Raw genomic sequence first — 25,042 nt, 5'->3', positions numbered from 1 at the left:
AGTATTGAAATGAAAGTTCGAGCTTCCGTGAAGAAGATCTGCCGTAACTGCAAGATCGTAAAGCGTAATGGCGTTGTTCGCGTACTTTGTGTTGAACCTAAACACAAACAGCGTCAAGGCTAAAAGAAAGATTTGACCAGCCCAGTCGGGGCTGGTCAAAATATTATTTGCTAAATTGTCGTCTGTCGAGTATCCTACCGGGCTTTTCACAGATGACCTTTAACTTGAGGAGTGCATAGTGGCCCGTATCGCTGGCATTAACATTCCTGATCAAAAGCACACAGTCATTGCATTGACTGCTATTTTTGGTATTGGCCGTACTCGCGCACAAGCAATTTGCGCGGCTACTTCAATTGCTGAAGATGCTAAGATCAAGGAATTGAGCGAAGCTCAAATAGATACTCTACGCGAAGAAGTTGCTAACTACATTGTAGAAGGTGATTTACGTCGCGAAGTTTCCATGAACATCAAGCGTCTTATGGACCTTGGTTGTTACCGTGGCCTTCGCCATCGTCGTAGCCTTCCCCTTCGTGGGCAACGTACTAAGACCAATGCGCGTACGCGTAAAGGTCCACGTAAACCAATTAGAAAGTAACGGGGTAATCCACAATGGCTAAAGTTCCGTCACGTTCTCCGCGTAAGCGTGTACGTAAACAGGTTGCTGATGGTATGGCGCATATCCATGCGTCTTTCAACAACACTATTATTACCATTACAGATCGTCAAGGTAACGCACTATCTTGGGCAACTTCTGGTGGTTCAGGTTTCCGTGGTTCACGTAAATCTACCCCATTTGCTGCACAGGTTGCTGCTGAGCGTGCAGGTACTGCTGCTCAGGATTACGGTGTTAAGAACCTTGAAGTTTTTGTGAAGGGTCCAGGTCCAGGGCGCGAATCAGCGATTCGTGCACTAAATTCGGTTGGGTATAAAATTACCAACATTACCGATGTGACGCCTATCCCTCATAATGGTTGTCGTCCTCCTAAGAAACGTCGCGTTTAATTCGTCGTTTTTAATAGGATAGTTGGAGAAAGAACATGGCAAGATACTTGGGTCCAAAGCTCAAGCTCAGCCGCAGAGAAGGTACAGACCTTTTCCTAAAAAGCGGCGTGAGAGCAATCGATTCGAAGTGTAAGCTAGAAACTGCACCTGGACAACACGGCGCTCGTAAGACCCGTCTGTCTGAGTATGGCGTACAGCTACGCGAGAAACAAAAAGTTCGTCGTATTTATGGTGTGCTAGAGAAGCAATTCCGTAACTACTACAAAGATGCTGCACGTACTAAAGGTAACACTGGTGAAAACCTACTTACTCTTTTAGAAACCCGTCTTGATAACGTAGTTTATCGTATGGGCTTTGGTGCAACACGCGCTGAATCACGTCAGCTAATTAGTCATAAGTCTATTATGGTTAATGGTAGCGTCGTTAACATTCCATCATTCAAAGTGTCTGCGAATGATGTAGTGAGCGTTCGCGAGAAGTCACGTACTCAAGCTCGTATTAAAGCGGCTTTAGAAGTGTCGGCTCAACGCGAAAAGCCAACATGGGTTGAAGTTGACAGCACTAAGATGGAAGGTGCTTTCAAGCGTCTACCTGAGCGTAGTGATTTGTCTGCGGAAATTAACGAACAGCTGATCGTCGAACTTTACTCTAAGTAAAGTTAAAACAAAAGAGAGGACACAATGCAGGGTTCTGTTACAGAATTTCTTAAACCGCGTCTCGTTGATATCGAGCAGGTTAATCCAACACGTGCCAAGGTTACACTGGAGCCGCTTGAGCGTGGTTTTGGTCACACTTTAGGTAACGCGTTGCGTCGTATCCTATTGTCGTCTATGCCAGGCTGCGCGGTTACCGAAGTAGAGATCGATGGTGTACTGCATGAATACAGTAGCAAGGAAGGCGTGCAAGAAGATATCCTTGAGATATTGCTTAACCTAAAAGGTTTAGCTGTTGTTATCGAAGGGAAAGACGAAGCTATGCTTACGCTTAGTAAGTCAGGCGCAGGCCCTGTTACTGCAGCAGATATCACGCATGATGGTGATGTTACTATCATGAATCCTGACCATGTTATCTGTCATTTGACAGGTAATAATGACGTCAGCATGCGTATCCGCGTAGAGCGTGGTCGTGGTTATGTACCGGCTTCTGCCCGTGCACAAACTGAAGACGATGATCGCCCTATCGGCCGTTTGTTGGTTGATTCTTCATTCTCACCTGTAGCTCGCATTGCTTATAATGTTGAAGCCGCTCGTGTTGAACAGCGTACAGACTTGGATAAACTCGTTATTGATATGACCACAAACGGTACTATCGATCCTGAGGAAGCAATTCGTCGCTCTGCAACCATTTTAGCTGAACAGCTAGATGCGTTTGTTGAGTTACGTGATGTAACTGAGGCTGCACCAGTTGAAGAGAAGCCGGAGTTCGATCCGATATTGTTGCGTCCTGTCGACGATTTAGAGCTAACTGTACGTTCAGCCAACTGTTTGAAGGCTGAAGCGATTCATTACATCGGCGATCTGGTACAACGCACTGAAGTTGAGTTGTTGAAAACACCTAACTTGGGTAAGAAATCTCTTACCGAAATTAAGGATGTTCTTGCATCTCGCGGACTGTCGTTAGGTATGCGTCTTGAAAACTGGCCTCCAGCTAGTTTAGCAGACGACCTTTAAGTCCAGATTAGTACAGATATAGGTAATAAGGATTAGGTCATGCGCCATCGTAAGAGTGGTCGTCAACTAAACCGTAACAGCAGTCATCGTCAAGCTATGTTTCGTAACATGGCATGCTCAATAGTTCGTCACGAAGTGATCCGAACTACTGTAGCTAAAGCGAAAGAACTGCGTCGCGTAGTTGAACCTCTGATAACACTTGCTAAGAGTGATAGTGTTGCAAACCGCCGTTTGGCATTTGCACGTACTCGCGACGCTGAAGTCGTGGGTAAATTATTTACAGAATTGGGTCCACGCTTCCAGGAACGTCCTGGCGGTTACACTCGTATTCTTAAGTGCGGTCTACGTACTGGTGATAAAGCGCCTATGGCGTATATTGAACTAGTAGGTCGTCCTGAAGCAGCTGAAGCTGTTGAAGACACTGCTGAGTAAATAAGTCTTAGTTATAAAAGGCCGAACAATATGTTCGGCCTTTTTTATGTCTGATGTATTAATGACTTGACTCGTTCAACTGTTTATTTTTATCTGCACAGCCACAGCCACAGCCACAGCCACAGCCACAGCCACAGCCACAGCCACAGCCACAGCCACAGCCACAGCCACAGCGTTAACTAATTGCAAAGATTATGAATTATATACTGCGGCCGGTTGTTAGCTGCTTTAATGGGGATGTGGGCTCGCTCTGTCTCTCGATTGGTGCTAAAACTGCATTTCCGCTATGCCACTTACAGTGGGTTAAGAGGGGGCTAAGTGTTGGAAAAGTCATTTTTACGTTGCGCTTGTGAATCGCAAGCAAATAACCAAGGCTGTTCAATAGTCATTAGAGCAGAGTTCAATGGACGAGTATGGTAGTGGGGCGGGTCAAGTCTGTTAAGAGAATTTGTTCTAATTATAGTGGGAGAAGACGGAAATAAGGCTGCTAAGTTTATCGTTAGACTCAAAAGTGAATATATCATACCGCCTCAGGCGATGCGTTCAGAGTTCCCTAGTGCAACGTACACGGTCACATCGGTTTGTATTCATCATTGAGAATGCTAAATTCCTACTCTCTGATCTACTTTTACCCTACAAAATAGGATATTTCGAGCCGCTATAGAGCTAGATTAAGCTGGTAGAGTAGCGCATGGAGGAGTACCTATGATATGAGAATAGGTGGCAGTTTAATTCTCAAGTAGCTATAGAGTACAGCAAAGAAAAAAGCCTCCAATTAATGGAGGCTTTATAGGTTAACAGTGTTTTAGCTATTAATAACCACCGGTCTTAGACTGGTTTTCATCATACTCGAGCTTTTCATGGGTTTGTCCCATCGCTTCTGCAACCTCTGGGGGCATGTAGTTCTCGTCATGCTTAGCTAGAACTTCAGTTGCTTGCAGCGTACCTGGTGCTGAAAGAACGCCCTGAGCAACGATCCCTTGTCCTTCGCGGAACAAATCTGGTAATAAGTCATCAAAAGTAACAATAATTTCGCCACCAAGTGAGTCATGAATAGCAAACTCAACATGTAGGCTGTTGGGGTCTCTGACCATAGAACCAATGGTTACCATGCCACCGACGCGGATGCGTTGCCCTATTTCAGGCATTACACCGGTATCTTTTTTACCCTGTACAATTTCAGTTGGAGTGTAAAATAGATTTAGGTTTGAATTTAGGGCATATAAAAGCAATGATCCTATTGCCGCGACACCACCGATTAAAGCAACTGCTAGGGTTAAACGTTTTTTCCGTCTTGGGTTCACTATTTAGTACTCCGCGTTTCTTTGAGGCGTTCTTCTCGTTGAATCTTCTTTGCGATTTCAACTAACACTTTACGTTTCTGTCTGACACTTAAAACGATTAGCGTTCCAAGAGAGAAGAAGGTTACTCCGTAAGCTAGCCATACATAAAAAGCATAGCCGCCCATGTTTAAAAATTCACTAATTGAGTCGAATTGCATTATTTGACCCCTTCTGCTTTAGCAAGTTCACGCACCCATGGACGCATTCCATTTCGTGCCAAAATTTCTGATCTAAATCTCACAATACTAATCGCTGCGATCATAAGCCCAAAACCAAAGATATTGATAAGTAGTGGATATAGCATATCTGTCGACATAGTCGATTTCTCTGTAATACGGATAGTAGACGGCTGATGTAATGAGCTCCACCAGTCTACAGAGTACTTAATGATAGGGATATTGATGACCCCTACAATAGCCAGAATACCTGACGCTCTCGCGGCAAGAACTTTATCTTCAAATGAAGCGTAAAGTGATATCACCCCCAAATAAAGGAAGAGTAGTACTAGCTCGGATGTTAAACGCGCATCCCATACCCACCATGTACCCCACATTGGTTTGCCCCAGGTTGCACCAGTAACAAGCGCAATAAAGGTGATCACCGCACCAATAGGCGCTATTGAGGCTGCAGCCCAGTCAGCAGATTTTATTTGCCAAACAAGACCGATGAACGAACATGTCGCCATACCCATATAAGCCGCCATCGACATAGATGCCGCTGGTACATGAATAAAGATAATTCTGTAACTATCACCTTGCTGGTAGTCTGTAGGGGCAAAACCTAACCCCCAGATAGTGCCTATACCGATAAAAGCGATTGCAAGTGTTGCAAACCAAGGTAATAGGGTGCTTGAAAGCTTATATGCGCGTTCAGGATCCGCGTATGAATGTAACCATTTCCACATTTTAGTTAGTACTCACTCGTAAGGAAGCACCAATAGCGAATGGTGCTAACGTTAATGAACCGATCAACATTGCGCCGATTATAGCGAGTTGACCATCATAAGGTAAATTCATACCAGCAGCATCTATGGCGCTGGTAGCAAAAATTAGAACGGGGATATATAAAGGTAAAATGAGTAAACTTAACAACACACCGCCCTTATGTAGTCCGACCGTTAACGCAACGCCAATAGCACCTAGAAGACTCAATACTGGTGTTCCGAGTGCGAGTGTCGCGATGAGTGCCCCATAGCTATTGCTTTCAAGATGCAACAACACTGCCAATAAAGGAGCCACTAAAATTAACGGTACGCCAGTTAATATCCAGTGTGCCAGAACTTTAGCCAAAACCATTAATGGTAAAGGTTGCGGGCTTAACAGCATTTGCTCTAGGCTTCCGTCTACATAATCTGCTTTAAATAAACGTTCTAAAGACAACATAGAGGCTAGAAGTGCCGCCACCCATATAATACCAGGTGCAACTCGCGTTAACACTTGTGGTTCTGGTCCAATTCCTAACGGGAATAGGGTAACAACAAGTACAAAAAACAGTAGTGGATTGAATATATCACCGCGATGACGTATTGCAATCTGTAGGTCTCGTTTCAATACCGTGCCAAAAGCTTGTGTATAACTAATGCCTTTTTTCATTACTAACCTCTATACAAAGCGATAATCGAGACGGATTTTACGTAAAATATCATCGCTAATTACACCCATATCTTGGTGAGTTGTTAGGATGACACAGCCGCCGCGTTTAGCATGAGCAAGAAACAGATGTTCCAGCTCCTCTACGCCTTTTTTATCGATTGCAGTAAACGGTTCATCAAGAAGCCAAATTTTGCAGTTCGTATGCCAAAGCCTCGCTAATGCGGTACGCCTATGTTGGCCTGCCGATAGGTGGCCTGCTAGCGCTTCTTCAAAACCGGACAAATTTACTTTTGAAAGGATTTCACGAGAGTCAAAACCATCATACCCGCAGAGTCTTAAATTGAAATTAAGATTCTCTTCTGCAGTGAGTTCGCTTTTAACCCCTGCGAGGTGGCCAAGATACAATAACTCATCATTGTACTCATCTCGACAACGGGTAATGTCTTCACCTTTGAAATTTATATTGCCAGCATATGGACGAGACAAACCGGCGATGATCCGCAACAGGCTTGTTTTACCTGCACCGTTAGGCCCTTCAATCTGAACAATTTCACCTTCTGTAATCTCAAAGGAAAGTTCGTCAAAAAGAATACGCTCTTCTCTTATGCAGGTTAAGTTACTAGCTGATACCAGTGTTGTTGCTTTTAATTGTTCTACCACTGAGTCCTCTATATCATGCTGTATAAAAACACAAGTAATACTAACACATAGACTTTCAAGCGTTTAGTGTGGCGTGGTGTTAAGTGTCAGCAATATGATGTAGTTCCAATATTAGAAACTTTTTAGGAACTTTTTAAACATTTGCTAATATATTAACGTTTTTGAGATTGATGTCTTGTTAAACAGTCTTTAACGCGATTTAAATCACAAATAGATGCCATTTGGTGAAGTTTGTAGTAATCTAGCCGAGCTAAAATAAGTCTGCCGCATTCTATAAGGGCAGCGTGAGCCTTGTTAGAATTTGCATTAGGAACCTATAAAATGAAAAAATTATTAGCACTGACTGCAGTCGCAGCGTTAACTTTGTCAACAAGTGCATTTGCCCAAGACGGCAAAGCAGTCTATGACAAGGCATGTCAAGTTTGTCACAGCATGGGTGTTGCTGGTGCTCCAAAAGCACATGATGCTGCTGCATGGGAGCCTCGTTTGGCTAAGGGTGCTGACGCGCTAGTATCAAGCGTTAAATCTGGACTAAACGCAATGCCACCAGGTGGAATGTGTACTGATTGTTCAGATGAAGATTACAAGAAAGCAATTGAGTTTATGTCAAAGTAAGCTTTTTGCTGATATAAAAAAACCGGCTTAAGCCGGTTTTTTTATGCGTGAAATTTGTGATTATTGAACTTGGGTATCAAGAATAAGTTGCCCAGTATCACCTACCTTCACCATTGAAAGCTTACCTTGAATGTCACCCGCTTGCGGCTTAACACTACCATGCTTAGATAGCACTGCAATGACTTCAACCGCTTTAGCATCACTTAACTTAACGTTACCGCCCATGTTAGTGCTGTCATCAAGTGTAATCGTTGCTGGCAATGATTCAGCAGAGACTTTTGTTGCTGCTAAAGGAACCTTTGGCCCCTCTGTAGAGCGAGCGAAGATGAATAACATATCGGTGCTAGCCACTTGAGCTTGAAGGTCTGGAGAGATTGAAACTTCAATGGTGACAGTCTTGGCGATTGATTTAGGCTTCACATTCTTATGCGCATCATCATTAGGCATAGTGCCATCAGATTCCATTCTCATCTTAGCGCTGTCGATAGCATTGATGATGGCACTACGGTCAACATCTTTACGTTCGCTGTCTAAAATTAGTTGCCATGCATCGATAGCTGTTTGATATTCTGCTGAGAAGAAAGAATCCATACCTACAAGCAGTAATGTTGAAGGGTCAGACTCATCTAGCGCCAGAGATTGATCAATCAACGCTTGAACCGCGGGAGTCATCTGCTGATTAGAGCGGTAGTATAAAGCGGTTGCTTTAGGCCCCAATAGCTCAGCATGTACGCCAACCAACTCCATTGTTTTGTCGAAGGCTCTTATAGCATCGTCATAACGGTTAGCTGAGATATATGTGTGGCCAAGACTAAACCATAGCTGACTATTATCGGGTTCAGCTTGGGCCTGAGCTTCCATCATCTGCACACGCTGTGACATTATTTGAGCTGTATCCATGCCTGCGTGTGGTTGATTAGCTGTCATAGGTTTGTCTAAGTTTTCATAAGCACCCAATGTTGAATACATATAACCACTGATGCCAAGTATTACCGCAGACATCACTGCCGGCCATACTATTCCCTTAGGCTTAACTTTATTGACAAGAGATTCGTCATCACCCTGCTTCATATCTTGAAGTAGGCTTATTTCAAGCTCTTTCTTAAGTGCATCGAATTCAGCTTGATCAAGTAACTCTTCGCTGACTTCTTTCTCTAATACAGAGAGACGCTCGGTAAATAATTCTAAGTTAGTGCTTCTACGAACACCGGCTTCTTCCGTCTGCAGCATTTGTTGCTGACGAAAATGTGGAAACCAAATCAGCGCTAGGCTGACCAACACAAATAAGGCTATCAAGATCCAGAATGTGGTCATTATGTCTATTTCACTTTAGTTTGCGAAAAAGCGGATTCACCGCTGAACTAGGGGTAAGATTATACGTAAAGATTATTCATTGAACAGTAATATAACCTGAAATGGTCATAGTTGCGTACTTGTTCACAGATTGATTTTATTTGCAAAAGAACTCGAAACTTAGTGGAACTTTCTGAGTCAGACTTAAAAATCACACTCAATCAGCTCAGTTAGTGGTGGTTTTTTTGATCAACTGTTTATGTGTTGCTCGTACTAAGATAGGGGAAGAATGAGACAGGTCACCCATATTTGTACGAAATAGGCAGACAGGAACAATAGCAAACACTAAACTGAGCTAAATTTGTACCCTTTTTAGTAGTGTTAACTACGGACTCGTATGTAATGATATTAGCGTATGCTTATCAATACATGATTTAGGACTGAGGAAAACCAATGATCCCAGAATTAGGACACTTTTCGCTGATTATAGGCTTGGCATTTGCCATGCTTCTAGCCATCGTCCCATTAGTAGGTGTAGCTCGCAAAGACCAGTATTTGGTGCGCTATGCTTGGCCATTAACATACGGAATGTTTTTCTTTATTCTATTTTCCGTTGTCGTGCTCGGTTACAGTTTTGCCGTCGACGATTTTTCTATCGCTTATGTAGCGCATCATTCAAACTCTGAACTGCCAATCTTCTTTAAGATTGCTGCAGTTTGGGGTGGCCATGAAGGTTCATTGCTGTTTTGGGTTTTCTCATTATCAGCTTGGGCTGCCGCAGTCGCATTGTTTAGTAAAGGCTTAGAAGAGGTCTTTACCGCACGCGTACTTGCCGTATTAGCCATGATATTGATTGGCTTCACGCTATTTATGTTGTTGACATCTAGTCCGTTTGAACGATTATTCCCTATCCCTATGGAGGGGCGTGACCTTAATCCAATGCTGCAGGATGTAGGCTTAATCTTCCACCCGCCAATGTTGTATCTAGGTTATGTTGGCTTCTCAGTTAGCTTTGCATTTGCAATTGCTGCACTAATGAGTGGGCGTTTGGATTCTGCATGGGCTCGCTGGAGTCGTCCATGGACATTGGCTGCTTGGGTATTCCTTACTGGTGGTATCGCACTCGGTTCTTGGTGGGCATATTATGAGCTTGGTTGGGGTGGTTGGTGGTTCTGGGATCCAGTCGAGAACGCATCATTTATGCCTTGGTTGATAGGTACAGCGCTTGTTCACTCGCTTATTGTGACTGAAAAGCGTGGCGCATTCCGTAACTGGACCGTTCTATTATCGATTTTTGCTTTCTCACTGAGTTTACTCGGTACCTTTATTGTACGTTCAGGCGTACTAACATCTGTGCACTCATTTGCGGCAGATCCAAGTCGAGGTATGTTCATCCTGCTACTACTAGGGTTGGCAGTGGGTGGTTCACTCACGTTGTTTGCCTTCCGAGCAAGTGAGATGAAAAGCCCCGCGCGTTTCCAGCTTAAGTCAAAAGAGACCATGCTGTTGGTCTGTAACCTATTGCTCACCGTAGCTTGTGGTACTGTTTTACTAGGTACTCTTTATCCGCTACTTATCGATGCTTTAGGTATGGGTAAGATCTCAGTTGGACCTCCATATTTCAACGCAGTATTCGTTCCAATTGTACTAGTACTGTTTGGTTTCATGGGTATTGGCCCAGTGATCCGTTGGAAGAAGTCAAAAGATGGTGAGTTGAAACGTCAACTTATGATCCCTGCTGTCGTCGCTGCAGTTGTTGGTTTAGCTGCACCGTTCATCGCTGATGGTCAGTTTAATATCTGGGTAGTGTTAGGTACCGGTACTGCAACTTGGGTAACGCTTATGACATTTAGAGCGGCCTACAATATGGTTAAGACCAAAGAAGGTGCTGTTGATATGACGCGCTTAGGTCGTAGCCAGATGGGTATGCTTATTGCCCATTTAGGTATCGCAGTGTCAGTTATGGGTGCAACTATGGTCTCTAACTACTCTATTGAGAAGAGTGTGCGCATGGGGCCTGGTATTTCTCAAGAGCTTGCGGGATATACCTTCAAGTATGTTGAGACCAAAAACGTAGTGGGTCCGAACTATACTGCGCAACAAGGCCAGATCGAAGTTTACCAAGGTGACGATTACGTCACATTATTGAAACCTGATCGCCGTCAATATAATGTTCGTACAATGGACATGACTGAGGCAGGTATCGATTGGGGCTTATTCCGCGACCTTTATGTCACTATGGGCGACCCTATCAGTCGCACAGAGTTTGCGGTTCGTCTTAACTATAAGCCGTTTGTTCGCTGGTTATGGTTCGGATCTATCTTTATGATGGTTGGCGGTTTCTTTGCTGCATCAGATAAGCGTTACCGAGTTAAAGCTGGTAGTACTGATAAAAACGCTGCAGAAAAAAGTGACAAATTAGCAACTGCATAATTGGAATTAAGGTAAGTATGAAAAAGCTAGTTTTATTTATTCCACTAGTTGTGTTTTTAGGTATGGGAGTGTTCCTTTATAAGGGACTCTTCCTTAACCCTCAAAAACTCGATTCAGCTCTAGAGGGAAAGCCTATCCCGGCTTTCCAATTAGAGGTTCTGGAAAAGTCAGGGGAAACTTTGACTAATGAGACACTTAAAGGGAAAGTATCGCTACTTAACGTATGGGCGACTTGGTGTCCCTCATGTAAGTATGAGCATCCTTTTTTAATGACATTGGCGCGCAAAAATATTTTACCTATATATGGTATCAACTATCGTGATGAACGAGCATTGGCCATTCGCGAGTTAAGCCGCGAAGGTAATCCATATACTATCAATATATATGACCACAATGGCCGTCTTGGGTTAGACCTCGGTGTCTACGGTGCTCCAGAAAGCTTCCTTGTCGACCATAAAGGGATTATTCGCTACCGATATGCGGGTCCTATCGACTCTCGTATTTGGAAAGAAACGCTATATCCTATGGTTCAAGAGTTACAAGCAGAAGCAGCAAAGGATGGTGCATCATGATAAAGACATTAATTAAGGGTCTATCAGCTTTTGTTTTATTGCTGAGCATGGCATCAGTTGCTAATGCTACACCAGTGGATACTTATGAATTTAAGTCTCCCGAAAACCAAAAACGTGCACTATCTTTAGCACATTCACTACGCTGTCCCCAGTGTCAAAATCAAAACTTGGTTGATTCGAACTCACCAGTTGCCCAAGATCTTCGTTTAGAAGTATACGAAATGGTCGATGAAGGTAAAGGTGATGACGAGATTGTAGAGTTTATGACAAGTCGTTATGGCGAGTTTGTGCTTTATAAGCCAAGAATGGAAGCCAAGACCTATGTTCTTTGGTTAGGCCCTATTGGTTTATTACTATTTGGTGGTTTAATTGGTTTCCTATTTATACGCAAACAGCGTATTGCAGAAGCCAATACCGATGAGCTAACTTCGGAAGATCAGCAAGAGCTTGATCGTCTTTTGAAGCGAGAGAATAAATGAAAAACATAGTATCTGGATTCTTTGTCGCCACACTTATGTTTGCAGGGCATGCGCAAGCTTATCCTGGTATGCAAAAGCAAGGCGAAAAGGAAATTCAATCAAGTGTTGATCAAATTAGCGTGCTGCCAAAGCCATTCCCAATAGAAGCCGTTCCTTTTAAAGACAAGCAGGGAAAACCTGTCGATTTTAGTCAGTACAAAGGAAAGGTTATTATGGTTAACATGTGGGCCACTTGGTGTCCTCCATGTGTCAGAGAACTTCCAGCGATTAGCCGCTTCTCTGATAAGATCGGTTCAGCGGAGTTCGAAGTACTTCCAGTTTCGATAGATCTAGATGGTAATAAGCAAGTAGAGCCCTTCCTTAAATCATTAGGAATGGAAAGCTTCACTACCTATTATGATAAAGAGCAGAGCTTAAGTGATGTATTCCCATTGGATACAATACCTGCCACATTTATTCTTAATAGAGAAGGTGAGTTAATCGCATTTGTTCGTACCTTTGTTGATTGGGACGACGACAAAGCCGTAACGTTAATCAAAGGCTTCTTGGAACAAACCCAGTAATAGAGACTGAGTGAGTATCAATTGACTATAAGAAGGGGCTTTTGGCCCCTTTTTTGTACGTATCGTTTGAGAAGTATCCGCTTGGTCAGCTTATTCCATTTTTATTGCACTTTTTAGTATTTAACCCCTTGTGCTCTTGTTAGATTTCCCTATAATGCGCATCCACTGACACGGCACAGCAGGCCAGCAGCTTAGGTTGTACGGGACTTGCAGCAGTGTTAGAGAGATTAACTTCTTCGGAAATTAGCCTCAGGTGACAAGCGCTTTAAAGGCTTCGGGTAATGATTGATTTCACGAGGGTGATTAAGAAATCATCGCTTGGAAAACTTCTTTAAATAAGCTCTTGACGCCGACACTGGAGAGTGTAGAATACGCCTCCTCAAGCCAACGACCTAGCGTCTTCGGCGACATCTGAAAGATTGATGTCACGCTCTTTAACAATATGACAAGCAAATCTGTGTGGGCACTCACAGGTGTTGAGTTATTCGAAATTGCCTTCTGTTCTTCGGAATGTCGGCAATCAAAAATATTAACTCAATGAACCACTGAGTGACCATAGCAATATGTAAACTTCGAATATCTTCGGATATTTGAAAAACAGTATAATTCATTGAGCCGCTTTGCTCTTAACGGGGTAAAGCAAAAAACTTTAATTGAAGAGTTTGATCATGGCTCAGATTGAACGCTGGCGGCAGGCCTAACACATGCAAGTCGAGCGGAAACACAAGGGAGCTTGCTCCTGAGGTGTCGAGCGGCGGACGGGTGAGTAATACCTAGGTATCTGCCCAATCGAGGGGGATAACAGTTGGAAACGACTGCTAATACCGCATACGCCCTACGGGGGAAAGGAGGGGACCTTCGGGCCTTCCGCGATTGGATGAACCTAGGCGGGATTAGCTAGTTGGTGAGGTAATGGCTCACCAAGGCGACGATCCCTAGCTGGTCTGAGAGGATGATCAGCCACACTGGAACTGAGACACGGTCCAGACTCCTACGGGAGGCAGCAGTGGGGAATATTGCACAATGGGCGAAAGCCTGATGCAGCCATGCCGCGTGTATGAAGAAGGCCTTCGGGTTGTAAAGTACTTTCAGCGAGGAGGAAAGGTTGTTGGTTAATAACCAGTAGCTGTGACGTTACTCGCAGAAGAAGCACCGGCTAACTTCGTGCCAGCAGCCGCGGTAATACGAGGGGTGCAAGCGTTAATCGGAATTACTGGGCGTAAAGCGTACGCAGGCGGTTTGTTAAGCGAGATGTGAAAGCCCCGGGCTCAACCTGGGAACTGCATTTCGAACTGGCAAACTAGAGTCTTGTAGAGGGGGGTAGAATTTCAGGTGTAGCGGTGAAATGCGTAGAGATCTGAAGGAATACCGGTGGCGAAGGCGGCCCCCTGGACAAAGACTGACGCTCATGTACGAAAGCGTGGGGAGCAAACAGGATTAGATACCCTGGTAGTCCACGCCGTAAACGATGTCTACTCGGAATTTGGTGTCTTGAACACTGGGTTCTCAAGCTAACGCATTAAGTAGACCGCCTGGGGAGTACGGCCGCAAGGTTAAAACTCAAATGAATTGACGGGGGCCCGCACAAGCGGTGGAGCATGTGGTTTAATTCGATGCAACGCGAAGAACCTTACCTACTCTTGACATCCATAGAAGCCGAAAGAGATTTTGGTGTGCCTTCGGGAACTATGAGACAGGTGCTGCATGGCTGTCGTCAGCTCGTGTTGTGAAATGTTGGGTTAAGTCCCGCAACGAGCGCAACCCTTATCCTTATTTGCCAGCACGTAATGGTGGGAACTTTAGGGAGACTGCCGGTGATAAACCGGAGGAAGGTGGGGACGACGTCAAGTCATCATGGCCCTTACGAGTAGGGCTACACACGTGCTACAATGGCCGGTACAGAGGGTTGCAAAGCCGCGAGGTGGAGCTAATCTCACAAAGCCGGTCGTAGTCCGGATCGGAGTCTGCAACTCGACTCCGTGAAGTCGGAATCGCTAGTAATCGTAGATCAGAATGCTACGGTGAATACGTTCCCGGGCCTTGTACACACCGCCCGTCACACCATGGGAGTGGGCTGCACCAGAAGTAGATAGCTTAACCTTCGGGAGGGCGTTTACCACGGTGTGGTTCATGACTGGGGTGAAGTCGTAACAAGGTAGCCCTAGGGGAACCTGGGGCTGGATCACCTCCTTACCTATACGACTAACTCGCATCTGAAGTATGCAAATACGTTTGAGTGTCCACACAGATTGCTTGTTCTCCTTATCTCTTAATTGAGTTGAGGTGAGCGACAAAATATCCTGCCTTGTTGCAGTGATATCGTTCTTTAAAAATTTGGAAAGCTGATAGTGTTAATCTGAAAGGGATAGCAGCTACGATTTATCGTATTGTTATTTATAGGATTAGCGCGAAATTAAAAAATTGAGTTCTAAACACTTAAACATTAAGTGTCTTGGCTTGTGACTTAACGGTTACGAGTTAAAAATTCTAATTTTGGCGAAAGTAGAAACCATTAGTTACGATACGACTGTTTTGAGCTTACCCGCTTGAAACAACGATTATTTCTCATAGAGACTTATTTGGGTTGTATGGTTAAGTGACTAAGCGTATATGGTGGATGCCTTGGCAGTCAGAGGCGATGAAGGACGTAGTAACTTGCGAAAAGCGTTGGCGAGCTAGTAACAAGCATTTGAGCTAACGATGTCCGAATGGGGAAACCCACTCACATAAGTGAGTATCACAACATGAATACATAGTGTTGTGAGGCAAACCCGGGGAACTGAAACATCTAAGTACCCGGAGGAAAAGAAATCAACCGAGATTCCCCTAGTAGCGGCGAGCGAACGGGGATTAGCCCTTAAGCGTAGAGGGTGTTAGTGGAATGTGTTGGAAAGCACAGCGGCACAGGGTGATAGCCCCGTACATGAAAACTAACTTTACGTGAAAACGAGTAGGACGGGACACGTGACATCTTGTCTGAACATGGGGGGACCATCCTCCAAGGCTAAATACTCCTGACTGACCGATAGTGAACCAGTACCGTGAGGGAAAGGCGAAAAGAACCCCTGTGAGGGGAGTGAAATAGAACCTGAAACCGTATACGTACAAGCAGTGGGAGCGGTTCTTGAGACCGTGACTGCGTACCTTTTGTATAATGGGTCAGCGACTTACATTTTGTAGCGAGGTTAAGCGAATAGCGGAGCCGTAGGGAAACCGAGTGTTAACTGCGCGTTTAGTTGCAAGGTGTAGACCCGAAACCCGGTGATCTAGCCATGGGCAGGTTGAAGGTTGAGTAACATCAACTGGAGGACCGAACCGACTTATGTTGAAAAATGAGCGGATGACTTGTGGCTGGGGGTGAAAGGCCAATCAAACCGGGAGATATCTGGTTCTCCTCGAAAGCTATTTAGGTAGCGCCTCGTACGAATACCATTGGGGGTAGAGCACTGTTAAGGCTAGGGGGTCATCCCGACTTACCAACCCTTTGCAAACTCCGAATACCAATGAGTACTATACGGGAGACACACGGCGGGTGCTAACGTCCGTCGTGAAAAGGGAAACAACCCAGACCATCAGCTAAGGTCCCAAAGTTATTGCTAAGTGGGAAACGATGTGGGAAGGCTTAGACAGCTAGGATGTTGGCTTAGAAGCAGCCATCATTTAAAGAAAGCGTAATAGCTCACTAGTCGAGTCGGCCTGCGCGGAAGATTTAACGGGGCTAAGCAATACACCGAAGCTATGGGTTTGCTAGTTTACTAGCAAGCGGTAGAGGAGCGTTCTGTAAGCGGTTGAAGGTGAAGGGGTAACCCACACTGGACGTATCAGAAGTGCGAATGCTGACATGAGTAACGATAAAGGGAGTGAAAAACTCCCTCGCCGAAAGACCAAGGGTTCCTGTCCAATGTTAATCAGGGCAGGGTGAGTCGACCCCTAAGGCGAGGCCGAAAGGCGTAGTCGATGGGAAACAGGTTAATATTCCTGTACTTCTGCTAACTGCGATGGAGAGACGGAGAAGGCTAGGCTAGCGCGGCGTTGGTTGTCCGCGTTTAAGGCTGTAGGCAGTATTCTTAGGCAAATCCGGGAATACGCATTAAATTGCAATGCTGAGAGTTGATGACGAGGTCCTAAGGGACTGAAGTAGTTGATGCCATGCTTCCAGGAAAATCTTCTAAGCTTCAGGTTAGTAGGAATCGTACCCCAAACCGACACAGGTGGTTGGGTAGAGAATACCAAGGCGCTTGAGAGAACTCGGCTGAAGGAACTAGGCAAAATGGTACCGTAACTTCGGGAGAAGGTACGCTGCCGACGGTGATGGAACTTGCTTCCTAAGCTGTTGGCAGTCGCAGATACCAGGTGGCTGCAACTGTTTATCAAAAACACAGTACTGTGCAAACTCGCAAGAGGAAGTATACGGTATGACGCCTGCCCGGTGCCGGAAGGTTAATTGATTGGGTTATCTTCGGAGAAGCTCATGATCGAAGCCCCGGTAAACGGCGGCCGTAACTATAACGGTCCTAAGGTAGCGAAATTCCTTGTCGGGTAAGTTCCGACCTGCACGAATGGCGTAATGATGGCCACGCTGTCTCCAGCCGAGACTCAGTGAAGTTGAAATTGCGGTGAAGATGCCGTATACCCGCGGCTAGACGGAAAGACCCCGTGCACCTTTACTATAGCTTGGCACTGAACATTGAACCTACATGTGTAGGATAGGTGGGAGACTTTGAAGCTTTGTCGCTAGATGAAGTGGAGTCAACCTTGAAATACCACCCTTGTAGTTTTGATGTTCTAACCGCGGCCCCTGAATCGGGGTTCGGGACAGTGCCTGGTGGGTAGTTTGACTGGGGCGGTCTCCTCCCAAAGAGTAACGGAGGAGCACGAAGGTTGGCTAAGTACGGTCGGACATCGTACGGTTAGTGCAATGGCATAAGCCAGCTTAACTGCGAGACATACACGTCGAGCAGGTACGAAAGTAGGTCATAGTGATCCGGTGGTTCTGTATGGAAGGGCCATCGCTCAACGGATAAAAGGTACGCCGGGGATAACAGGCTGATACCGCCCAAGAGTTCATATCGACGGCGGTGTTTGGCACCTCGATGTCGGCTCATCACATCCTGGGGCTGAAGTCGGTCCCAAGGGTATGGCTGTTCGCCATTTAAAGTGGTACGCGAGCTGGGTTCAGAACGTCGTGAGACAGTTCGGTCCCTATCTGCCGTGGGCGTTGGATGATTGAAGGAAGCTGCTCCTAGTACGAGAGGACCGGAGTGGACGAACCGCTGGTGTTCGGGTTGTTATGCCAATAGCATTGCCCGGTAGCTACGTTCGGAATCGATAACCGCTGAAAGCATCTAAGCGGGAAGCGAGTCCTAAGATGAGTCATCCCTAGGAATTTAATTCCTCTAAAGAGCCGTTCGAGACTAGGACGTTGATAGGCAGGGTGTGTAAGCGTTGTGAGGCGTTGAGCTAACCTGTACTAATGACTCGTGAGGCTTAACCATACAACCCTGATGGGTTTTGTATGAGACTGATGTTTCGACAGAAACCAGAATTAGAAGCACTTAATGTGTGTGTAAGACTCAATAATTTAATATTACTTGCGGTAGCGAGTATCAGCTTTCTAAACTTTTTACCTTTAGCTTTTTAAAAGCTGAAAGTAATAGCCAAATTTGTCTGGAAACCATAGAGCTGTGGTCCCACCTGATCCCATTCCGAACTCAGAAGTGAAACACAGTATCGCCGATGGTAGTGTGGGGTTTCCCCATGTGAGAGTAGGTCATTTCCAGGCGCCTAATTTCTCGAAAGAGAGTATTAAGCCCGTTGCTAACGCAACGGGCTTTTTTACGTCTGCGATTTGTGGTTTTGAGCCATTACATGCAGGGTTTAATGACTCTGAGTATTGGCATTTATAGCTATGTGGTCAATATGCCCATGTGCCCACTTTGAGGAGGATAATAAGGAGTAGCTCATTTCCTGACGCGACTTTTTCTAATATCGGTCTCGAAAGAGAGTATTAAGCCCGTTGCTAACGCTACGGGCTTTTTTTACGTCTGCGATTTATGGTTTACCTCCACTCAAGAATAATCGTCTGTGTGGGAGCTAATATCTTTGATCCCCCCACCTTGCTAGCTAAAACAGCTTTACGATTTAACTAGATCTAGTAGAGCGCTAGCATGACCGTGATGTGCCACTTTTTGTGTCCCTCTATCTAGTGTTTTTTAATTCTAAGCCTACGTATAAACCCAGTTGTTAATTAGTGGATATTACTACTCATGCAGCTGGAAGGTGAGTTTTACAAGGATAAACGTACAGTTCATTGGTTTGTGTTCTCCTGTAATTGAGTCACAGGCTCTAGATCTTAACTGCGCAGGGCACACTTAAGGTGTGAACGGCTACTTCTCTTTCCCTTTCTATAAGCAACAGTCGTTTTATACTCCTTTGAATACTGGATCCTACTTTTGCTGGAGCTTATGAGGTTCATATTTTCCTATCTGACTTTAGACATCTTAGATCTAATTAAAATATAGGGTGGATCTGGCTGATTATTCACATGGTGTCTTGGTGGTTTGTCTGGTGTTAGCTGTAAAATTAAGTCAGGTAAAAATCAAGGTGGGCTACAGTCGGCCTGTGGAGTGTAAGACTCTCTTTCTGAGGATTAATCGCTTAAAAATAAAGCGTAAACTATTCAGTTATGGAGCGTGCAAGTTGCTCATTATGGACTAAGATATATATCCCATCTCAATGTGTTTTCTGTGGTTCGCCTACTATTGTGGATAACCTTGGGGGTAAGTGGTGGGTAGGTTGTGGTTATTCTGTGTCTTTTAAAAAAGGTTGTTTTAATTGATAAAAGCGCTTGCGCTTGGTCAGGAACTGCCTATAATGCGCATCCACTGACACGGCACAGCAGGCCAATCGCTCTTAGCAAAAGCTAGATAGCACGGGACTTGCAGCAGTGTTAGAGAGATTAACTTCTTCGGAAATTAGCCTCAGGGGACAAGCGCTTTAAGGGCTTCGGGTAATGATTGATTTCACGAGAGTGATTAAGAAATCATCGCTTGAAAAACTTCTTAAAATAAGCTCTTGACGCCGACACTGGAGAGTGTAGAATACGCCTCCTCAAGCCAACGACCTAGCGTCTTCGGCGACATCTGAAAGATTGATGTCACGCTCTTTAACAATATGACAAGCAAATCTGTGTGGGCACTCACAGGTGTTGAGTTATTCGAAATTGCCTTCTGTTCTTCGGAATGTCGGCAATCAAAATATTAACTCAATGAACCACTGAGTGACCATAGCAATATGTAAACTTCGAATATCTTCGGATATTTGAAAAACAGTATAATTCATTGAGCCGCTTTGCTCTTAACGGGGTAAAGCAAAAAACTTTAATTGAAGAGTTTGATCATGGCTCAGATTGAACGCTGGCGGCAGGCCTAACACATGCAAGTCGAGCGGAAACACAAGGGAGCTTGCTCCTGAGGTGTCGAGCGGCGGACGGGTGAGTAATACCTAGGTATCTGCCCAATCGAGGGGGATAACAGTTGGAAACGACTGCTAATACCGCATACGCCCTACGGGGGAAAGGAGGGGACCTTCGGGCCTTCCGCGATTGGATGAACCTAGGCGGGATTAGCTAGTTGGTGAGGTAATGGCTCACCAAGGCGACGATCCCTAGCTGGTCTGAGAGGATGATCAGCCACACTGGAACTGAGACACGGTCCAGACTCCTACGGGAGGCAGCAGTGGGGAATATTGCACAATGGGCGAAAGCCTGATGCAGCCATGCCGCGTGTATGAAGAAGGCCTTCGGGTTGTAAAGTACTTTCAGCGAGGAGGAAAGGTTGTTGGTTAATAACCAACAGCTGTGACGTTACTCGCAGAAGAAGCACCGGCTAACTTCGTGCCAGCAGCCGCGGTAATACGAGGGGTGCAAGCGTTAATCGGAATTACTGGGCGTAAAGCGTACGCAGGCGGTTTGTTAAGCGAGATGTGAAAGCCCCGGGCTCAACCTGGGAACTGCATTTCGAACTGGCAAACTAGAGTCTTGTAGAGGGGGGTAGAATTTCAGGTGTAGCGGTGAAATGCGTAGAGATCTGAAGGAATACCGGTGGCGAAGGCGGCCCCCTGGACAAAGACTGACGCTCATGTACGAAAGCGTGGGGAGCAAACAGGATTAGATACCCTGGTAGTCCACGCCGTAAACGATGTCTACTCGGAATTTGGTGTCTTGAACACTGGGTTCTCAAGCTAACGCATTAAGTAGACCGCCTGGGGAGTACGGCCGCAAGGTTAAAACTCAAATGAATTGACGGGGGCCCGCACAAGCGGTGGAGCATGTGGTTTAATTCGATGCAACGCGAAGAACCTTACCTACTCTTGACATCCATAGAAGCCGAAAGAGATTTTGGTGTGCCTTCGGGAACTATGAGACAGGTGCTGCATGGCTGTCGTCAGCTCGTGTTGTGAAATGTTGGGTTAAGTCCCGCAACGAGCGCAACCCTTATCCTTATTTGCCAGCACGTAATGGTGGGAACTTTAGGGAGACTGCCGGTGATAAACCGGAGGAAGGTGGGGACGACGTCAAGTCATCATGGCCCTTACGAGTAGGGCTACACACGTGCTACAATGGCCGGTACAGAGGGTTGCAAAGCCGCGAGGTGGAGCTAATCTCACAAAGCCGGTCGTAGTCCGGATCGGAGTCTGCAACTCGACTCCGTGAAGTCGGAATCGCTAGTAATCGTAGATCAGAATGCTACGGTGAATACGTTCCCGGGCCTTGTACACACCGCCCGTCACACCATGGGAGTGGGCTGCACCAGAAGTAGATAGCTTAACCTTCGGGAGGGCGTTTACCACGGTGTGGTTCATGACTGGGGTGAAGTCGTAACAAGGTAGCCCTAGGGGAACCTGGGGCTGGATCACCTCCTTACCTATACGACTAACTCGCATCTGAAGTATGCAAATACGTTTGAGTGTCCACACAGATTGCTTGTTCTCCTTATCTCTTAATTGAGTTGAGGTGAGCGACAAAATATCCTGCCTTGTTGCAGTGATATCGTTCTTTAAAAATTTGGAAAGCTGATAGTGTTAATCTGAAAGGGATAGCAGTTACGATTTATCGTATTGTTATTTATAGGATTAGCGCGAAATTAAAAAATTGAGTTCTAAACACTTAAACATTAAGTGTCTTGGCTTGTGACTTAACGGTTACGAGTTAAAAATTCTAATTTTGGCGAAAGTAGAAACCATTAGTTACGATACGACTGTTTTGAGCTTACCCGCTTGAAACAACGATTATTTCTCATAGAGACTTATTTGGGTTGTATGGTTAAGTGACTAAGCGTATATGGTGGATGCCTTGGCAGTCAGAGGCGATGAAGGACGTAGTAACTTGCGAAAAGCGTTGGCGAGCTAGTAACAAGCATTTGAGCTAACGATGTCCGAATGGGGAAACCCACTCACATAAGTGAGTATTACAACATGAATACATAGTGTTGTGAGGCAAACCCGGGGAACTGAAACATCTAAGTACCCGGAGGAAAAGAAATCAACCGAGATTCCCCTAGTAGCGGCGAGCGAACGGGGATTAGCCCTTAAGCGTAGAGGGTGTTAGTGGAATGTGTTGGAAAGCACAGCGGCACAGGGTGATAGCCCCGTACATGAAAACTAACTTTACGTGAAAACGAGTAGGACGGGACACGTGACATCTTGTCTGAACATGGGGGGACCATCCTCCAAGGCTAAATACTCCTGACTGACCGATAGTGAACCAGTACCGTGAGGGAAAGGCGAAAAGAACCCCTGTGAGGGGAGTGAAATAGAACCTGAAACCGTATACGTACAAGCAGTGGGAGCGGTTCTTGAGACCGTGACTGCGTACCTTTTGTATAATGGGTCAGCGACTTACATTTTGTAGCGAGGTTAAGCGAATAGCGGAGCCGTAGGGAAACCGAGTGTTAACTGCGCGTTTAGTTGCAAGGTGTAGACCCGAAACCCGGTGATCTAGCCATGGGCAGGTTGAAGGTTGAGTAACATCAACTGGAGGACCGAACCGACTTATGTTGAAAAATGAGCGGATGACTTGTGGCTGGGGGTGAAAGGCCAATCAAACCGGGAGATATCTGGTTCTCCTCGAAAGCTATTTAGGTAGCGCCTCGTACGAATACCATTGGGGGTAGAGCACTGTTAAGGCTAGGGGGTCATCCCGACTTACCAACCCTTTGCAAACTCCGAATACCAATGAGTACTATACGGGAGACACACGGCGGGTGCTAACGTCCGTCGTGAAAAGGGAAACAACCCAGACCATCAGCTAAGGTCCCAAAGTTATTGCTAAGTGGGAAACGATGTGGGAAGGCTTAGACAGCTAGGATGTTGGCTTAGAAGCAGCCATCATTTAAAGAAAGCGTAATAGCTCACTAGTCGAGTCGGCCTGCGCGGAAGATTTAACGGGGCTAAGCAATACACCGAAGCTATGGGTTTGCTAGTTTACTAGCAAGCGGTAGAGGAGCGTTCTGTAAGCGGTTGAAGGTGAAGGGGTAACCCACACTGGACGTATCAGAAGTGCGAATGCTGACATGAGTAACGATAAAGGGAGTGAAAAACTCCCTCGCCGAAAGACCAAGGGTTCCTGTCCAATGTTAATCAGGGCAGGGTGAGTCGACCCCTAAGGCGAGGCCGAAAGGCGTAGTCGATGGGAAACAGGTTAATATTCCTGTACTTCTGCTAACTGCGATGGAGAGACGGAGAAGGCTAGGCTAGCGCGGCGTTGGTTGTCCGCGTTTAAGGCTGTAGGCAGTATTCTTAGGCAAATCCGGGAATACGCATTAAATTGCAATGCTGAGAGTTGATGACGAGGTCCTAAGGGACTGAAGTAGTTGATGCCATGCTTCCAGGAAAATCTTCTAAGCTTCAGGTTAGTAGGAATCGTACCCCAAACCGACACAGGTGGTTGGGTAGAGAATACCAAGGCGCTTGAGAGAACTCGGCTGAAGGAACTAGGCAAAATGGTACCGTAACTTCGGGAGAAGGTACGCTGCCGACGGTGATGGGACTTGCTCCCTAAGCTGTTGGCAGTCGCAGATACCAGGTGGCTGCAACTGTTTATCAAAAACACAGTACTGTGCAAACTCGCAAGAGGAAGTATACGGTATGACGCCTGCCCGGTGCCGGAAGGTTAATTGATTGGGTTATCTTCGGAGAAGCTCATGATCGAAGCCCCGGTAAACGGCGGCCGTAACTATAACGGTCCTAAGGTAGCGAAATTCCTTGTCGGGTAAGTTCCGACCTGCACGAATGGCGTAATGATGGCCACGCTGTCTCCAGCCGAGACTCAGTGAAGTTGAAATTGCGGTGAAGATGCCGTATACCCGCGGCTAGACGGAAAGACCCCGTGCACCTTTACTATAGCTTGGCACTGAACATTGAACCTACATGTGTAGGATAGGTGGGAGACTTTGAAGCTTTGTCGCTAGATGAAGTGGAGTCAACCTTGAAATACCACCCTTGTAGTTTTGATGTTCTAACCGCGGCCCCTGAATCGGGGTTCGGGACAGTGCCTGGTGGGTAGTTTGACTGGGGCGGTCTCCTCCCAAAGAGTAACGGAGGAGCACGAAGGTTGGCTAAGTACGGTCGGACATCGTACGGTTAGTGCAATGGCATAAGCCAGCTTAACTGCGAGACATACACGTCGAGCAGGTACGAAAGTAGGTCATAGTGATCCGGTGGTTCTGTATGGAAGGGCCATCGCTCAACGGATAAAAGGTACGCCGGGGATAACAGGCTGATACCGCCCAAGAGTTCATATCGACGGCGGTGTTTGGCACCTCGATGTCGGCTCATCACATCCTGGGGCTGAAGTCGGTCCCAAGGGTATGGCTGTTCGCCATTTAAAGTGGTACGCGAGCTGGGTTCAGAACGTCGTGAGACAGTTCGGTCCCTATCTGCCGTGGGCGTTGGATGATTGAAGGAAGCTGCTCCTAGTACGAGAGGACCGGAGTGGACGAACCGCTGGTGTTCGGGTTGTTATGCCAATAGCATTGCCCGGTAGCTACGTTCGGAATCGATAACCGCTGAAAGCATCTAAGCGGGAAGCGAGTCCTAAGATGAGTCATCCCTAGGAATTTAATTCCTCTAAAGAGCCGTTCGAGACTAGGACGTTGATAGGCAGGGTGTGTAAGCGTTGTGAGGCGTTGAGCTAACCTGTACTAATGACTCGTGAGGCTTAACCATACAACCCTGATGGGTTTTGTATGAGACTGATGTTTCGACAGAAACCAGAATTAGAAGCACTTAATGTGTGTGTAAGACTCAATAATTTAATATTACTTGCGGTAGCGAGTATCAGCTTTCTAAACTTTTTACCTTTAGCTTTTTAAAAGCTGAAAGTAATAGC

17 protein-coding genes and 5 rRNA genes are annotated in these 25,042 nt (G+C 45.9%); 16 read left to right on the top strand and 6 right to left on the bottom strand.

Going from position 1 to position 25,042, the window contains the following annotated elements:
• Positions 1 to 9: 9 nt before the first annotated feature.
• From rpmJ to rplQ, 6 genes are all read left to right on the top strand, one after another.
• Positions 10 to 123 carry a 50S ribosomal protein L36 gene (gene rpmJ, locus JK628_RS22065; protein WP_202287024.1) on the top strand — a complete coding sequence of 38 codons (114 nt, stop codon included), beginning with the start codon at positions 10 to 12 and terminating at the stop codon, positions 121 to 123.
• Positions 124 to 238: 115 nt separating this feature from the next.
• Positions 239 to 595: a 30S ribosomal protein S13 gene (gene rpsM / locus JK628_RS22060; protein WP_202287023.1), complete on the top strand. Its 357-nt coding sequence runs from the start codon at positions 239 to 241 to the stop codon at positions 593 to 595.
• 14 nt (positions 596 to 609) lie between these two features.
• Positions 610 to 1,002, top strand: a complete 393-nt coding sequence (gene rpsK / locus JK628_RS22055; protein WP_012153476.1) for a 30S ribosomal protein S11 — start codon at positions 610 to 612, stop codon at positions 1,000 to 1,002.
• Between the two features lie 35 nt (positions 1,003 to 1,037).
• Positions 1,038 to 1,658 carry a 30S ribosomal protein S4 gene (gene rpsD, locus JK628_RS22050; protein WP_101089003.1) on the top strand — a complete coding sequence of 207 codons (621 nt, stop codon included), beginning with the start codon at positions 1,038 to 1,040 and terminating at the stop codon, positions 1,656 to 1,658.
• A 24-nt stretch (positions 1,659 to 1,682) separates the two neighbouring features.
• A complete protein-coding gene (locus JK628_RS22045) occupies positions 1,683 to 2,672 on the top strand; it encodes a DNA-directed RNA polymerase subunit alpha (protein ID WP_202287022.1) in 990 nt (329 codons plus the stop codon).
• Positions 2,673 to 2,711: 39 nt separating this feature from the next.
• Positions 2,712 to 3,104 (top strand): 50S ribosomal protein L17, encoded by a 393-nt coding sequence (rplQ, locus tag JK628_RS22040; protein ID WP_202287021.1) that lies wholly within the window; start codon positions 2,712 to 2,714, stop codon positions 3,102 to 3,104.
• An 812-nt stretch (positions 3,105 to 3,916) separates the two neighbouring features.
• Here rplQ and ccmE read toward each other — a convergent pair.
• The 5 genes from ccmE to ccmA are packed head-to-tail and all read right to left on the bottom strand — an operon-like array spanning position 3,917 to position 6,699.
• Positions 3,917 to 4,408 (bottom strand): cytochrome c maturation protein CcmE, encoded by a 492-nt coding sequence (gene ccmE, locus JK628_RS22035; RefSeq protein ID WP_202287020.1) that lies wholly within the window; start codon positions 4,406 to 4,408, stop codon positions 3,917 to 3,919.
• Positions 4,408 to 4,605, bottom strand: a complete 198-nt coding sequence (gene ccmD, locus JK628_RS22030) for a heme exporter protein CcmD (protein ID WP_202287019.1) — start codon at positions 4,603 to 4,605, stop codon at positions 4,408 to 4,410. The genes ccmE and ccmD overlap by 1 nt, the downstream gene beginning before the upstream one ends.
• The gene (locus tag JK628_RS22025; RefSeq protein WP_202287018.1) at positions 4,605 to 5,351 is read right to left on the bottom strand and encodes a heme ABC transporter permease; all 747 of its coding nucleotides are present in this window, start codon (positions 5,349 to 5,351) and stop codon (positions 4,605 to 4,607) included. Before JK628_RS22025 ends, ccmD begins: the two co-directional genes overlap by 1 nt.
• Before the next feature lies 1 nt (position 5,352).
• On the bottom strand, positions 5,353 to 6,039 hold the full coding sequence (ccmB, locus tag JK628_RS22020; protein ID WP_202287017.1) for a heme exporter protein CcmB: 687 nt from the start codon (positions 6,037 to 6,039) through the stop codon (positions 5,353 to 5,355).
• A 9-nt stretch (positions 6,040 to 6,048) separates the two neighbouring features.
• On the bottom strand, positions 6,049 to 6,699 hold the full coding sequence (gene ccmA / locus JK628_RS22015; RefSeq protein ID WP_202287016.1) for a cytochrome c biogenesis heme-transporting ATPase CcmA: 651 nt from the start codon (positions 6,697 to 6,699) through the stop codon (positions 6,049 to 6,051).
• A 321-nt stretch (positions 6,700 to 7,020) separates the two neighbouring features.
• Here ccmA and JK628_RS22010 point away from each other — a divergent pair, with 321 nt between their 5' ends.
• Positions 7,021 to 7,314, top strand: a complete 294-nt coding sequence (locus JK628_RS22010) for a c-type cytochrome (protein ID WP_202287015.1) — start codon at positions 7,021 to 7,023, stop codon at positions 7,312 to 7,314.
• A 60-nt stretch (positions 7,315 to 7,374) separates the two neighbouring features.
• Here JK628_RS22010 and ccmI read toward each other — a convergent pair whose 3' ends face one another.
• On the bottom strand, positions 7,375 to 8,628 hold the full coding sequence (ccmI, locus tag JK628_RS22005) for a c-type cytochrome biogenesis protein CcmI (protein ID WP_202287014.1): 1,254 nt from the start codon (positions 8,626 to 8,628) through the stop codon (positions 7,375 to 7,377).
• Between the two features lie 432 nt (positions 8,629 to 9,060).
• Here ccmI and JK628_RS22000 point away from each other — a divergent pair, with 432 nt between their 5' ends.
• The 9 genes from JK628_RS22000 to JK628_RS21960 all read left to right on the top strand — a co-directional run bounded on the left by JK628_RS22000 (position 9,061) and on the right by JK628_RS21960 (position 24,879).
• Complete coding sequence (locus JK628_RS22000; protein WP_202287013.1) at positions 9,061 to 11,040, top strand: heme lyase CcmF/NrfE family subunit; 1,980 nt, start codon at positions 9,061 to 9,063, stop codon at positions 11,038 to 11,040.
• Positions 11,041 to 11,057: 17 nt separating this feature from the next.
• Positions 11,058 to 11,612: a DsbE family thiol:disulfide interchange protein gene (locus tag JK628_RS21995; protein ID WP_202287012.1), complete on the top strand. Its 555-nt coding sequence runs from the start codon at positions 11,058 to 11,060 to the stop codon at positions 11,610 to 11,612.
• Complete coding sequence (nrfF, locus tag JK628_RS21990) at positions 11,612 to 12,091, top strand: heme lyase NrfEFG subunit NrfF (RefSeq protein ID WP_202289928.1); 480 nt, start codon at positions 11,612 to 11,614, stop codon at positions 12,089 to 12,091. The genes JK628_RS21995 and nrfF overlap by 1 nt, the downstream gene beginning before the upstream one ends.
• Positions 12,088 to 12,654, top strand: a complete 567-nt coding sequence (locus JK628_RS21985; RefSeq protein WP_202287011.1) for a TlpA disulfide reductase family protein — start codon at positions 12,088 to 12,090, stop codon at positions 12,652 to 12,654. Before nrfF ends, JK628_RS21985 begins: the two co-directional genes overlap by 4 nt.
• Before the next feature lie 650 nt (positions 12,655 to 13,304).
• A 16S ribosomal RNA gene (locus JK628_RS21980) occupies positions 13,305 to 14,847 on the top strand.
• A gap of 397 nt (positions 14,848 to 15,244) precedes the next feature.
• Positions 15,245 to 18,149 (top strand): 23S ribosomal RNA (locus JK628_RS21975).
• Positions 18,150 to 18,320: 171 nt separating this feature from the next.
• Positions 18,321 to 18,436 (top strand): 5S ribosomal RNA (gene rrf, locus JK628_RS21970).
• 1,598 nt (positions 18,437 to 20,034) lie between these two features.
• Positions 20,035 to 21,577: ribosomal RNA gene (locus JK628_RS21965) — 16S ribosomal RNA — on the top strand.
• 397 nt (positions 21,578 to 21,974) lie between these two features.
• A 23S ribosomal RNA gene (locus JK628_RS21960) occupies positions 21,975 to 24,879 on the top strand.
• The 16S, 23S and 5S rRNA genes sit together here, the layout of an rRNA operon.
• Positions 24,880 to 25,042: the final 163 nt, after the last annotated feature.

Origin of the sequence: Shewanella sp. KX20019 (assembly GCF_016757755.1) — a bacterium.
Classification (GTDB): domain Bacteria; phylum Pseudomonadota; class Gammaproteobacteria; order Enterobacterales; family Shewanellaceae; genus Shewanella.
Note: the sequence above shows the minus strand (reverse complement) of the source record. Positions and strands in the feature narration are given on the sequence as shown.